The organism is Proteus sp. fly-1008 (assembly GCF_040140305.1).
In the GTDB taxonomy this organism is placed as follows: domain Bacteria; phylum Pseudomonadota; class Gammaproteobacteria; order Enterobacterales; family Enterobacteriaceae; genus Proteus; species Proteus vulgaris_B.
Genome location: NZ_JBEEWH010000002.1, coordinates 44,401 through 57,893, shown reverse-complemented (window position 1 = coordinate 57,893; position 13,493 = coordinate 44,401). Strand labels below are relative to the sequence as shown.

Here is a 13,493-nt window from a genome sequence, read left to right as displayed (position 1 = left end):
TACAGATACACAAGTAGATACAGATACACAAGTAGATACAGATATACCAGAATATACAGACATACTTAATGATTTTGAGACGGAAGAAATAATAGAAATACCTAAAAAAGCACCTAAAAAAGACTTGGGTGATAAATATATTAATGTTGATTATTTTGATGTTGGAGATTATAAACCAATATTAGAAAGTAAAGCAGAAAATGTAAATGAGATAGATAAGGATGATAATTCAGATATTGATAATTATAAACTAATATCAGAAAGTAAAATAGATAATAAAAGTGAAATAGATGAAGATGATAGTTTGGATTTTCAATGGGATTATGAAGGTTTTAATATAAATCATGTTCATGAGGAAAAATTAGAATTGGATATTTTAATGGGGAAAATAGACAGTCTTAATTCAGAGTTAAAGTCAAATGAAAAATTCAATAAAATAATAAATAAATTAGACTCAATTATTCTCGATATAGATAAAAGTTCTACTGAAGGAGAAACTACTTTGAATTTAGATGAGAAGGTAAAATATTCAAAAGATAATTATCGATTGTTTTTTGATAAGGAGGGAAATACTAATGAAATAAGTGAAGAAAATAAAAATAACAAAAAACTATAAGTCTTTCCTTAAATAATATTTTTTATCACTAACCGGATAATTTTCTAACGTACCAAATATTTCAAATCCCTGCTTTTGATAAAAAGGCAGGGCTTGAAAGCTAAAGGTATCAACTTCAGCATATTTGGCACCTTTTTCTTTTGCCGTGTTTTCCATTGTTTGCAGTAATTCTGTACCTATGTTTTTTTTACGATAGGCTTTATCTACCCACAAATAACGAATACGTAGCCAATTTCCTAAAATATCACCAGTGATCCCACCTATTTTTTTACCATTCTCTTCCTTAAAAACAGCAAGTGGCGTGTATTGATCCATATGAATATAGTTGAGGTTATGTGTTAACAAACCTTCATAAATTTCATTGATCTCATTTGATGAGGGATTTGTGGTTATTTTTAGCGACATAATGGGCTCTATGTATTAAAAAAAATAATAATTACTTTATCACTATTTGGTTATTAAATATTTATACAAATGCTAGGATGGAAACAATAATTAAAAAAACTGAGTAACACAACATGTCGTTTTTAAAAACTCTACCAGGTATTCTATTTTGTGCATTAATAGGTGGTGTTCTTACCCTTTCTGGTTTGCCCATGGCGCTGATGTTTGGGCCGATCCTTGTTGTCATTATTGCTTATCGCTTTAAATGGGAGCTTGCGGTTCCTAAACATACATTAACGTTTATTCAACTGACTTTAGGTACATCGGTTGGCTTAATGTTTAACCAAGTTCATTTAGGCAGTGCTGATAATTTAATTATTCTTTTACTCACTCTTGTTGTTTGTTTAGCTATTCAGTTTTTTGTGAGTTATTTTTGGTTCCATCGCCATATTGGTTGGACGAAAGAAGAGTCAATGTTAGGTGCTGTGCCTGGTGCTATGGCCGCTATTTTGGCATTGACTGATCATACTAAAACACCACCCCAAAAAATTGTTATTTCTCATACTATTCGTTTAATGGTATTGATTATTCTGGCAGGTTTTATTGTGGGATCTGATAAAGCCAATATGCCTGAGTTTGCTATACCCGAAATGACACTGGTTTCATTGTTGTGGTTATTATTGATTGTAGCTTTAGGGTTAGGTACTGGGCTTTTATTACAGAAAATCCGATTCCCTGCACCCTTTATGTTGACTTCATTAGGTAGTGCAATATTTATTCAATCTTTTATCAGTGAACCTATTGCCTTTCCAATGTTACTTAATGAATTGAGTATGGTTTTAATTGGCATGAATATCGGGGCTCATTTTGTTGTTTTCCCATTTTCCTCACTAATTAAAAATGCTTTTTCTTCTGTTCAAGTAGTTATTATTAATGTGATTTTAACGGTAATAGTAGCATATGGAGCCGCTTATTTAACGGGTGTTCCTTGGGAAACATTAGTATTAGCATGGGCACCGGGAAGTATGGAAGCCATGACTTTTGCCGCTATCACAATGAACGTGGATGCCGCTTTTGTGATGTCGAATCATATTTTTAGAATGTTGATTATTCAAAGTATTCCTTCTATGGCTCTGTATTGGAATGAATATAGGCAGAAGAAAAATAATCAGCACAAAAAGGAATAAAGAGCAGGAAAAGAAAGTCAGTTTCTTTGATAACCTCTAATTAGTTGCTTTATATGGTTCTTGTTAATAAGCAAGCTATTCCAAGAGGTTATCTTTTTTTATTTATTTCAATGTTACTCAATAGGTATTAATAATTTAATAGACTTAATGACTTATTCGCGAGTAGCTGACATTTCTTATTATGTGACACTTCAATACCTTTTAAATCATTGTAACTGTCTTCATTTAATTGGCTCATCGGTAATGTTGAATAATTACTGACATCCCATTGTTGCGAGCGAGAAAAGACCATTAAGGCTCTTTCAATTTTAGACTTTGATATTTGCTCATAACCACAATCTTTATTTAAAAAAAGGTAGATTGCAGTTAAATCTGCCAAGTCTTCTGCTTGCGTGTAGGTTAACGCTTTTGCCCCCGAAGAAAAGAGCATAGAAAAAGAAAGCGTTAGCGTGCAGAACAAGGCGAACATTTTTTTCATTAGGTGTGTTGTTCCTTTGTGTGATGATTTAGCAAGTTTTGTTATTTGGCTTAATGTAGTTAAAAGTTTTGCAAAGACCCGCTATTTTGTTGGGTTTTAAATTGACCTTCCAGTAAGGGGAAACTTTAGCATCGGTAATAGTTTACAAGGCTTCTTTACTTATCTTATTTCGATAAAGACAGAATAACTTGTTTTTATTCAAAGGAATATATTATGCAACGTCGTGAATTTTTAAAATTAGGCGCCACATTAAGTGCTGTAACATTATTACCAAGTTGGAGTCGTTTTGCGTTTGCCCAAAGTAACACGCCTTCATTGGCGATTCCACCTCAAATTACCCCAGACGCTCAACAAAAGATTGTTCTTAATATTCAACAAGGTGTTTCTCAATTTATTCCCACGGCAAGCACAACCACATGGGGTTATAACGGCAGTTTATTAGGCCCTGCACTAAAGCTTAAACGTGGCCAACCAGTCACTATTAATATCAATAACCAATTGCCTGAAACTACAACGGTTCATTGGCATGGTCTTGAGATTAGTGGTGAAGAAGATGGTGGCCCACAAGCCATGATTGAACCAGGAAAATCTCGTACAGTGACTTTTACACCTAATCAAGCCGAGTCAACGTGTTGGTTCCATCCTCATACTCATGGTGTTACTGGACGACAAGTTGCTATGGGATTAGGTGGATTGGTCATTATTGAAGATGATGAAACAGCAAACCGTAAATTACCTAATCGTTGGGGTATTGATGACTTGCCCGTGATTTTACAAGACAAACGTTTAGACAGTAATGGGCAGATAGATTATCAACTTGATGTAATGAGTGCCGCAATTGGTTGGTTTGGCGACATGATGTTAACTAACGGCGCTATTCAGCCACAACATATTGTGCCAAAAGGCTGGATCAGATTACGTTTCTTAAATGGTTGTAATGCGCGTAGCTTAAATTTGGCAACCAGTGATGGCAGACCGATGTATGTGATCGCCAGTGATGGTGGATTGTTAGCGGAACCGGTCAAAGTGACGGAATTACCGATTTTAATGGGTGAGCGTTTTGAAGTTTTAGTGGATACGTCTGATGGGCGTGATTTTGATATTGTTACTTTACCTGTACGCCAAATGGGGATGGTTTTAGCGCCATTTGATAATGTACTCCCTGTGTTGCGTTTATTACCATCAGCAGAAAAAGGGCAAGGCTTATTACCTGATCAATTAGCGCTTATGCCAGCATTACCAGCACTCAGCAATATTTCAACGCGGACATTACATTTACGTATGGATATGCGTTTAGATATGCAAGGTATGATGTTATTAACAGAACGTTATGGTGATAAAGCATTAGCGGGTATTCATCATGGAATGAGCCATATGCGCCAAGGTAACGGTAATGGTATGATGGGCGGTGGGATGAATTGCGGTCATGGAAATGGTGATTTAGATATCTATAATGCTAATAGTATCAATGGTATTCCATTCTCAATGACAGAGCCTGCATTTGATGTGAAGCAAGGTGTTTATGAAAAATGGGTTGTATCAGGTCGTGGTGATATGATGCTACATCCATTCCATGTACATGGTACACAGTTCCGTATTTTATCTGAAAACGGTCGAGCACCAGAGAAACATCGCCAAGGTTGGAAGGATATAGTAAAAGTTGAAGGACAATTTAGCGAAATTCTTGTGAAATTTGACCATTTAGCAACAAAAGAGCACCCATTTATGGCGCATTGCCATTTATTAGAGCACGAAGATACAGGTATGATGGCGGGATTTACCGTTAGTAAATAATCTATCACTATAAAAATCATTAATATCAGTAAGATAAGTTGAAAAAAGGCACAGGATTAATATTTTGTGCCTTTATTTTCATTAAATCAGATCATCGCATGATGAGGGAAGTTCTGGTACAATCGTTTGCTTTCCCCGTTAACCCAATCGAAATTAATCATGAAACATATTGTTGATGTCATGATCTCTGAAGAAGAGATCAAACAGCGTATTGCTGAGCTAGGTCGTGAAATCACAGAACATTACCGCCCACGCCAAGATCAACATGATCTTGTCTTAATCGGCTTGTTAAAAGGTTCTTTTATTTTTATGGCAGATTTATGCCGTGAAATTAACGTGAACCATGAAGTCGATTTTATGACTGTATCAAGTTACGGTAATGGTATGACGTCAACACGTGACGTTAAAATCATTAAAGATCTCGATGAAGATATTCGTGGTAAAGATGTTCTGATTGTTGAAGATATCATTGACTCAGGTAATACCTTAAATCGTGTTAAAGAGATTTTAAGCTTACGTGAGCCAGCTTCTATTTCTATCTGTACTTTATTGGATAAGCCATCACGCCGTGAAGTGGATGTACCGGTTGAGTGGATAGGTTATTCTATTGAAGATAAATTTGTTATTGGTTACGGCATTGATTACGCACAGCGTTATCGCCATCTGCCTTATATTGGGCATGTAACGTTATTAGATGAGTAATTTATTTACTTAAATAGAAGTAAAAAAACCCGCTTTAGGCGGGTTTTTTATTGAATTGAATGTGCTTATTAACGAGGGTGACTCAATTTTGCCATCGCTTGGCGATAAGAAAGTTCAAGTTTCTCACGGCTATCTGAGGTGACATCGAGATCGTGTAATTCACCATTATTTAAACCGTAAACCCAACCGTGGATCATCACTTTTTGCCCACGTTTCCATGCGGCTTGCATAATCGTTGAGTGGCCTAGGTTATATACTTGTTCAATAACGTTTAGCTCACAAAGTAGGTTTAATCTATCATGAGGAGCAAGTTCGCCTAACATTGAACTGTGTTTGTACCAAATATCGCGGATATGCAATAACCAGTTATTAATAAGTCCTAATTCAGTTCCTTCAATAGCCGCTTCAATACCACCACAACCATAGTGGCCACATACAATAATATGTTCAACTTGCAATACATCAACAGCATACTGAATAACAGAAAGACAGTTTAAGTCGGTGTGGATCACTAAGTTTGCGACATTACGGTGAACAAATAGGTCGCCGGGTGCAGCATTGATCAATTTTTCTGCTGGAACGCGGCTGTCAGAGCAACCAATCCATAAAAAATGGGGTTTTTGGCCTTTACAGAGATCTTTAAAAAACTGAGGATTTTCTTCAGTAACAGATTCTGACCATTGCTTGTTATTGGCTAACAGCTCTTCAATTTTTCTCATCATGACGTGACTGCCTGTAAATTCGGTTTCTCACCATTTGCGCTGACAGTACGCCAACACGAAATAGCACTGTGTTATTGTTGGATGCGAGAGATCCACTAAGAAAGGGTATTTTTATACCATTACTTTTGAATTAATCAGAAGGCTTTTTTAAAGCCAAGTGACAGATAATTGTCTGTATTTTTTCGCTTTCAAATAAGATAGATCTTTTTATAGCATTTGTTTAATGAATTTATCAATACATTCTTTGATGTAAATCAAATGTGTAAAAAGATAACTGATTGTTAAGACTACTATTATACTATCCAAAAATAGGTTTATTAAAACATATTATAAATAAATCTTATGTTTATGTTTTTTTGCTTTTTGATATGGATAAATACAGGGATGATAAAAATCGATAGTCAGCATTGATTGAGATAATAAATGGCGAGATAATATCAATCAGTAAGATTGAGGAACAAGGGCAATAATTTTATTGCTATCAGCGAGGCTAAATGATTACATCAAGGGATGAATTGATTAATACATTAGGAATATAAGCAAGAAGTAACAGTATATAGCATCTTCATCTCTGATTTTTTCTTACATTAAGTTTTATTCTTATTATCTGTAATAGTTAAAATAAATTTATTTATTCGTTTGTGTCATAAACCCTAAAACGGTTTATTTACGGCCTTATTTTCTCTAGAATATCCTTATTCCATTTTGATCATATTGAACTAAGCTTATTTTCTAATTCGAAGCGTGTGAGCAATACGTAGCGTTAGTAAGGCTTAGTTGAATAGCTATTTTCTGATTTCAGCTCAGTCAATGCTGAATAATGCAGTTGATAAAAGGTAATTCCCACTTATGACGTATGCATTGGAGTTAACGGAGTTAACGAAAACTTATCACAATGGCGTAAAAGCGCTAAAAGGAATTAATCTCACCGTGGAAGCGGGAGATTTTTATGCTTTATTAGGTCCTAATGGCGCAGGAAAATCGACCACCATTGGTATTATCAGCTCTTTAGTTAATAAGAGTAGTGGCAAAGTTAAAGTCTTTGGCTATGACACAGATACCGATATGGTTAATGCAAAGCGCCAGCTAGGGTTAGTGCCACAAGAGTTCAATTTCAACCCATTTGAAACCGTATTACAAATCGTCCTCAATCAAGCCGGTTATTATGGTGTTCCTCGTAAGTTAGCATTAGAACGTGCTGAAACCTATTTAACTCAGTTAGATTTATGGGAAAAACGTGATGATAGAGCCCGTTTTTTATCTGGGGGAATGAAGCGCCGTTTAATGATTGCTCGTGCATTAATGCATCAGCCAAAATTACTGATCCTTGATGAACCAACAGCAGGTGTTGATATTGAATTACGTCGCTCAATGTGGATGTTTTTAAAACAATTAAACGCTGAAGGAACCACCATTATTTTAACGACACACTATTTAGAAGAAGCAGAAATGTTGTGTAGGAATATTGGTATTATTCAACGTGGTGAACTGGTCGAAAACACCAGTATGAAAGGCTTATTAAGTAAACTAGAGTCTGAAACCTTTATTTTAGATTTAGCACCAAAAAGTCCATTGCCTGAATTACAAAATTATCAATATCGTTTAATGGATACTTCAACATTAGAAGTCGATGTTAAAAGAGAACAAGGTTTAAATAGTGTTTTTGCTCAACTTAATACACAAGGTATTCAAGTGTTAAGTATGAGAAATAAAGCCAATCGCCTTGAAGAATTATTTGTTCATTTAGTTAATGAAGAGCATACAGTAGAAGGAGAGAGGGAATGATTCAGCTGTATTGGGTAGCCCTCAAAACAATTTGGATTAAAGAAGTTACCCGTTTTGGCCGTATTTGGATACAAACGTTAATTCCACCTGTAATAACTATGTCTCTCTATTTCGTTATTTTCGGTAACCTAATTGGTAAACGAATTGGCGATATGGGTGGTGTTGATTATATGCAGTTTATTGTTCCTGGCCTGATTATGATGGCAGTAATAACAAACTCTTATGCCAATGTTTCCTCTTCATTTTTTGGTGCCAAGTTTCAGCGTAGTATCGAAGAGTTATTAGTTTCACCAGTGCCAACGCATGTTGTTATTGCGGGCTTTGTGGGTGGTGGTGTGGCTCGTGGTGTTTGTGTCGGTATCTTAGTGACTCTAGTTTCGCTATTTTTTGTACCTTTAGAAATGCATTCTTGGACAATGGTCGTGGTGACATTGTTGATGACTTCCATTGTGTTTTCACTTGCCGGGTTGTTAAATGCAATCTTTGCGAAAACCTTTGATGATATCAGCATTATTCCAACGTTTGTTTTAACGCCATTAACCTATTTAGGTGGTGTATTTTATTCACTTTCACTCTTACCTGAATTTTGGCAAGGTGTGTCAAAATTAAACCCTATTGTGTATATGATTAGTGGTTTTCGTTATGGCTTTTTGGGTATTACCGATGTTTCTTTAACGGTTACCATCAGTGTGTTGTGTCTTTTCATTGCCGTGTTTTATGTTATAGCATGGTACTTGATTGAAAAAGGCAGAGGTTTAAGAAGCTAATCAATAAAACGAAAATAATAGTTATAATGTTTGAAATCGGTATCTTAATTAGAGATACCGATTTTTTTTAACTGTTTTTTCAGCATAAATGTTAATTTTTCTTTAAATTGACGCTTTGCTATTAACAAAATGATTTTTCTTGTTTAGTATACTAAACACTTTGGTAGGGGATAGAAAGGAAATGTAATGACAACGGCAAGCCAAACAGGCAAAGCACCTGAGGCAATCTCTCGTAATAAGCTTTTATGTATCGCTGGTATGGGCTGGACTTTTGATGCAATGGATGTAGGGCTACTTGCTTTTTTGCTCACTGCATTAAAAGAAGATTGGGGATTAACTGCATCACAATTAGGCTGGATTGGTAGCGTAAACTCAATTGGAATGGCTGTCGGTGCTTTTGTATTTGGCATTATTGCAGATAGAAAAGGACGTAAACCCGTTTTTATCTTTACTTTGTTGCTGTTTAGCTTAGGTTGTGGATTAACTGCATTAGCAAGCTCTTTGATGGTGGTGCTTGTTTTACGTTTCTTTATTGGAATGGGATTGGGTGGGGAATTACCTGTTGCTTCAACACTTGTCAGTGAAAGTGTTGAAACTCATGAGCGAGGTCGAATTGTTGTTTTATTAGAGAGTTTTTGGGCTGTCGGTTGGTTAATTGCGGCTTTGATTGCTTATTTTATTATTCCTGATTATGGCTGGCGTATGGCGATGTTATTAAGTGCATTACCGGCTGTATATGCTCTTTATTTACGATCAAAATTACCTGAACCAACCCCATCTCATATCTCACAGAAAAAAACACGCTTATCGATCCGTCAATCAATGGCATTAATTTGGTCACCTCAGTATCGACGTTCAACGCTAATGTTGTGGATCTTATGGTTCTGTGTCGTTTTCTCTTATTATGGTATTTTTTTATGGCTACCAAGTGTGGCTATGTTAAAAGGCTTTAGTTTAATAAAAAGCTTTCAATATGTGCTTATTATGACATTAGCACAATTACCCGGTTATTTTACCGCTGCGTGGTTAATTGAACGTTATGGGCGAAAATTTGTGTTAGTCACTTATTTAGCAGGAACTGCTATTAGTGCCTATTATTTTAGTGTGGCTGATACCACGACAACGCTACTTATTTTTGGCATGTTACTGTCATTCTTTAATTTAGGGGCTTGGGGGGCTTTATATGCTTATACGCCAGAGCAATATCCTGATGGAATACGAGCAACAGGTGCAGGAACAGCAACAGCAATAGGGCGTATTGGTGGAATATTAGGGCCTTTAATGGTGGGATATTTAGTCCAATATCAATTTGAAATAAGCTCCATATTTCTTATTTTCAGTTTTTCAATTGTTATTGGGATATTGGCAGTGATGTTATTGGGTAAAGAGACAAAGAATAAACCGCTTAACTCAATTTAATCACACTTTATGTGACTAAAAATACAGAAATCTCCTTACTTGTAATATGATAGCGATTAAGAATTTTATGAAGAAAGGGGATAAAAGATGTCTCATTATGATGAAGTGGTTAAACAGGTTGATGATGCTATTGCGACAACCAGTATTGAAACCATGAATGAACTTTTAGTGGAATTAGGTAAAGATAAAACGATTGAATTCCCACTACGTTATGAGCAACAAGAGCGTTTACGCACAGCTATTTTTCATCACGGCGAAAAACATCGCTAATCGAATTATGACTAAGAAATAAGTATTTAAAAAGCGTTTTAACCGTTTTAATAAATAGGTGTAAACGCTTTTTTCTTTTTATTACACCGTATCATACGGATCAAAAAGTCTTTTTACCTTCAAGTACCGCAATTCTATTTTCAATGGACGGATGTGTTGAGAAAAATGAGTCTCCTTTATTAAAAATAAAGGCTGCTTTGCGATAAGCACGTCCCGTTGAACCATCTTCAAAACTTTCAGTGTCATGTTGTGCCGAAATTTTCTTTAGCGCATTAATCATTGCTTGATTATCTTGCGTTAAATCGACAGCGGCGGCATCAGCCATATATTCACGAGTACGAGATAAATAAAAATAAAGGACTTGGGTAATAATCGGTAAAACAAGGTTTAATACAATCAAAATAAGGCGAGCCTTGCTTGCTGCATCATTACTTTTTCCACCCCGGTTGCCTGATGCAATATATAAACGGCTACCAAAGATATTCGTAACCGTCAAAATAACGTTGGCTAAGATGCCAACATATAATGTTAGTCGTGAGTCGCCATGAATAATATGCCCTGTTTCATGGGCTAATACTGCTTGCACTTCTTGGCGATTAAGGCGACTTAATAAGCCAGTGGTTACACCAATAAAGGCATTTTTTTCAGACCAACCAGCTGCAAAAGCATTTGCTTCAGGTGTATCAAGAATATAGAGCTTAGGAATATAGCCTAGCGTGGCACTTAAACTAAGTTCTTCCACAATATTGAGCAATTGGCGCTCTTGTGCATTTACTGTTTCATCTGGGCTAATTAATTTAGCATTCATTCCTGTCAGCATGATTTTGTGCCCTTTAAAATGAATAAAAAGAAGCAATAAAATCGAGATAGCTAAAATAATGAGTGAAGCAATGGGAATAGATTGGAAAGTCAGAAATGCCAACATATTATCAGTGAGATCTAGATAAGGATTTGCTCCAATAGCTGTATCCACCAGCAAACCGATCATTAGCATTAATAGTAAATAAGTTGCTATAACAAAACGAGTTCGAATAGCATTTTTTCGTAGAACATTTCTGAAATCCATTGGTGACTCCAAACAGCACCGCTAAGTGCTGTTTTATCAATCAAGAAGGCATAAGTATCTTTTTATCACTTTAAAAATTAATCGAAATTAATGCGGCGAGCTTCTTCTGTTTTAATAGTTCCTTCATCAAGACGCCAGTACTCTTTATCAATAACTAAGCTTGGGAAAATCTTGACAATAAACACAGCAGGAATAGAAGCAATAAAAGCGCGATATTGTTCTAAAGTACGGTTATAGCCGCGTTTTGCAAAAGAGAGTTTATTTTCCGTTGAAACAATCTCTTCTTGTAAATTTGCCATAATGGTATCGGATTTTAATTCAGGGTAATTTTCAACCGCAACATTAATGGCACCACTTGAAACAATTTTTGATAATTCGTCTTCAGCTGCTTTGGCTTCTTTGCCATTGGCACTTTGAGTTTGTGTTCTTAATTCAGTGATTTTAGTAAATACGTCAGATTCATGGCTGAGATATTTTTTTACTGTAGCTAATAAGCTATCAAAGACTTTACCACGACGATCTAATTGTACTGAAATTTCGGTTTCACTTGAGATAACAGCTTCACGCATAGAAATAATACGGTTGTAATAATAAAAAATAAGACCCAATAACGCGATAGTAATAATTAATCCAGTCATGGTGAAGTGCTCTCTTTTCTAATCGTAAACAGGAAATTGTGTTAAATCTTTAATGTTAATTTTGCCTATTATTGATAAAGATAGCTAGATGATTATTTCATCAAAAACAAAAAGAACATGAATAAAGTAAAATTAATGATATTGATTGAGATAAAAAAATACCCCGAATAAATTCGAGGTAAAAATTAAAGGTAATGCTAGGGCAAATAAAAATATCAAGTGAAACATAGGGGATGAATCTGAGTTAAATAATCGTGTTAACGAAACTATTTAACTCAGAGGTAAAACATTTAGAACCAAGGTGCTTGTGCCATTACGTTGCCATAAAACAGCATTCTTCCCGTGATTTCACCACTAAATAACATCAAAATAGTGATGATAGAGAGCGAAGCTTTGTTAAATGACGTGCTGTGAGACAAAGTAATAATGCAGATACCAATAATTAGACTAGCAATGACTTGCCACCATAATAATAAGCTTGCAACATCTGCACCGGGTACTTGTGTTCTCATAACCAAGCCTATGAGAACTAGGAATGCACCAACTAAGGTTCCTATTTTTAATGAGTTACTAATGGTTTTACCTTGTAAACGCAACCAAGGGATCATTGAGCCAAAACCAAGCAATAACGCTGTGCCAATAAAGCTAATTTGTGTTGCTGGTGTATGCCAAAGAGGATGAGCCTGCATTTGGTAGTAGATTTGTGCTGTGATCAAAATAACAGGTAAACCAATAACGCCACAAAACAACCCAAATAGACTATTACGGCGAATAGCATGAGGTTGTACCCAACTGGCTAGCGCCCATAATGAAATTAAGCCATTTAGCATCACAAAGGCAATTGCTTCGCGACTTAACCAAGAATGTGCAATACCTAATACTGAACGATAAGCACCGAGCGGATCACCTAAGTGTCCCATCGACATTGATGAACCCACAACTTCAATCAGCCAAATGAGTGCAATGGTTGTTCGTAATGCTTTGGTGTTTAGCATTGCAACGTTTTGAGTTTGGTTTTGCCATTGATACAGTGAAAGTGCTAATACCGCACCAATACCCCATTGACTCATAACCGTAAACAGGACTAACGGCAGTTGATAATCATGCATGATTAATCCTCCATACCAATAATGACAATATTAGGATTACTGATGGTGTGATCAGGTACACCATAGCGTTTTTCTAATAAAGCCCAATTTGTCGTGTGTTTTTTACGCAGATCTTCAATTTCACCAAACTCAATAGCCCCAGTAGGACAAGATTCAACACAACGGGGTTTTAAGCCTTCATCAAGTCTATCCGCACACATATTGCATTTACTGGTTTTTCCTTCTACTGGATCATAAACCGGAGCGTTATAAGGGCACGCCATGATGCACATTTGGCAACCGATACATTTTTCATGATCTTGCACGACAATACCGTCTTCACGTTTGGTATAAGTGTCAGCAGGGCAAACTTTTAGGCACTGTGGATCGTCACAATGGTTACAAGACATGGTAATAAAAGCTTGTGCATTGGGTTGATCTTCATTGAATTCGCGAACTCGACGCCACAACACACCTGGAGGCGTGACATTTTCAGATTTACAGGCCATCGAGCAAGTTCGGCAACCATAGCAATCTTTGGTATTTATTAGAAAACCATACTGTTTCTTCGCCATGA

15 protein-coding genes are annotated in these 13,493 nt (G+C 36.0%); 8 read left to right on the top strand and 7 right to left on the bottom strand.

What is annotated here, in order from left to right; all coding sequences use genetic code 11:
• Positions 1 to 616: hypothetical protein (locus ABN256_RS04880; RefSeq protein WP_349439234.1), on the top strand; the 616-nt coding region annotated here is incomplete at its 5' end.
• On the opposite strand, the gene ABN256_RS04875 is transcribed toward ABN256_RS04880, so the two are convergent.
• Positions 611 to 1,021: a GNAT family N-acetyltransferase gene (locus ABN256_RS04875; RefSeq protein ID WP_196553575.1), complete on the bottom strand. Its 411-nt coding sequence runs from the start codon at positions 1,019 to 1,021 to the stop codon at positions 611 to 613. The genes ABN256_RS04880 and ABN256_RS04875 overlap by 6 nt on opposite strands.
• 113 nt (positions 1,022 to 1,134) lie before the next feature.
• On the opposite strand from ABN256_RS04875, the gene ABN256_RS04870 reads away from it, so the two are divergent.
• Positions 1,135 to 2,187 (top strand): AbrB family transcriptional regulator, encoded by a 1,053-nt coding sequence (locus ABN256_RS04870; RefSeq protein WP_197269521.1) that lies wholly within the window; start codon positions 1,135 to 1,137, stop codon positions 2,185 to 2,187.
• Positions 2,188 to 2,314: 127 nt separating this feature from the next.
• Here the strand turns inward: ABN256_RS04870 and ABN256_RS04865 are convergent, their stop codons facing one another.
• Positions 2,315 to 2,665 carry a YacC family pilotin-like protein gene (locus tag ABN256_RS04865; RefSeq protein WP_072070992.1) on the bottom strand — a complete coding sequence of 117 codons (351 nt, stop codon included), beginning with the start codon at positions 2,663 to 2,665 and terminating at the stop codon, positions 2,315 to 2,317.
• A 213-nt stretch (positions 2,666 to 2,878) separates the two neighbouring features.
• Here ABN256_RS04865 and cueO point away from each other — a divergent pair, with 213 nt between their 5' ends.
• Positions 2,879 to 4,459 carry a multicopper oxidase CueO gene (cueO, locus tag ABN256_RS04860; RefSeq protein ID WP_349439233.1) on the top strand — a complete coding sequence of 527 codons (1,581 nt, stop codon included), beginning with the start codon at positions 2,879 to 2,881 and terminating at the stop codon, positions 4,457 to 4,459.
• Positions 4,460 to 4,618: 159 nt separating this feature from the next.
• Positions 4,619 to 5,161, top strand: coding sequence for a hypoxanthine phosphoribosyltransferase (hpt, locus tag ABN256_RS04855; protein ID WP_072070990.1), 543 nt, complete (start codon positions 4,619 to 4,621; stop codon positions 5,159 to 5,161).
• 68 nt (positions 5,162 to 5,229) lie between these two features.
• Here hpt and can read toward each other — a convergent pair whose 3' ends face one another.
• Entirely contained in the window at positions 5,230 to 5,883 is a 654-nt protein-coding gene (gene can, locus ABN256_RS04850; RefSeq protein WP_072070989.1) for a carbonate dehydratase, read from the bottom strand.
• Between the two features lie 849 nt (positions 5,884 to 6,732).
• Here can and ABN256_RS04845 point away from each other — a divergent pair.
• The 4 genes from ABN256_RS04845 to ABN256_RS04830 all read left to right on the top strand — a co-directional run bounded on the left by ABN256_RS04845 (position 6,733) and on the right by ABN256_RS04830 (position 10,124).
• Positions 6,733 to 7,668, top strand: coding sequence for an ABC transporter ATP-binding protein (locus ABN256_RS04845; RefSeq protein WP_196553578.1), 936 nt, complete (start codon positions 6,733 to 6,735; stop codon positions 7,666 to 7,668).
• Positions 7,665 to 8,435 (top strand): ABC transporter permease, encoded by a 771-nt coding sequence (locus tag ABN256_RS04840; RefSeq protein ID WP_072070987.1) that lies wholly within the window; start codon positions 7,665 to 7,667, stop codon positions 8,433 to 8,435. Before ABN256_RS04845 ends, ABN256_RS04840 begins: the two co-directional genes overlap by 4 nt.
• Positions 8,436 to 8,621: 186 nt before the next feature.
• A complete protein-coding gene (locus tag ABN256_RS04835) occupies positions 8,622 to 9,854 on the top strand; it encodes an MFS transporter (protein WP_072070986.1) in 1,233 nt (410 codons plus the stop codon).
• 87 nt (positions 9,855 to 9,941) lie between these two features.
• Positions 9,942 to 10,124 (top strand): DUF2526 family protein, encoded by a 183-nt coding sequence (locus ABN256_RS04830; RefSeq protein ID WP_109407946.1) that lies wholly within the window; start codon positions 9,942 to 9,944, stop codon positions 10,122 to 10,124.
• Between the two features lie 100 nt (positions 10,125 to 10,224).
• Here the strand turns inward: ABN256_RS04830 and htpX are convergent, their stop codons facing one another.
• The 4 genes from htpX to ABN256_RS04810 form a co-directional block, all read right to left on the bottom strand.
• Positions 10,225 to 11,190, bottom strand: a complete 966-nt coding sequence (htpX, locus tag ABN256_RS04825; RefSeq protein ID WP_196553579.1) for a zinc metalloprotease HtpX — start codon at positions 11,188 to 11,190, stop codon at positions 10,225 to 10,227.
• Between the two features lie 77 nt (positions 11,191 to 11,267).
• Entirely contained in the window at positions 11,268 to 11,828 is a 561-nt protein-coding gene (locus ABN256_RS04820) for a LemA family protein (RefSeq protein ID WP_072070983.1), read from the bottom strand.
• Positions 11,829 to 12,118: 290 nt separating this feature from the next.
• Positions 12,119 to 12,937: a dimethyl sulfoxide reductase anchor subunit family protein gene (locus tag ABN256_RS04815; protein ID WP_196553580.1), complete on the bottom strand. Its 819-nt coding sequence runs from the start codon at positions 12,935 to 12,937 to the stop codon at positions 12,119 to 12,121.
• Positions 12,938 to 12,939: 2 nt separating this feature from the next.
• The gene (locus ABN256_RS04810) at positions 12,940 to 13,491 is read right to left on the bottom strand and encodes a 4Fe-4S dicluster domain-containing protein (RefSeq protein ID WP_196553581.1); all 552 of its coding nucleotides are present in this window, start codon (positions 13,489 to 13,491) and stop codon (positions 12,940 to 12,942) included.
• Positions 13,492 to 13,493 lie beyond the last annotated feature (2 nt).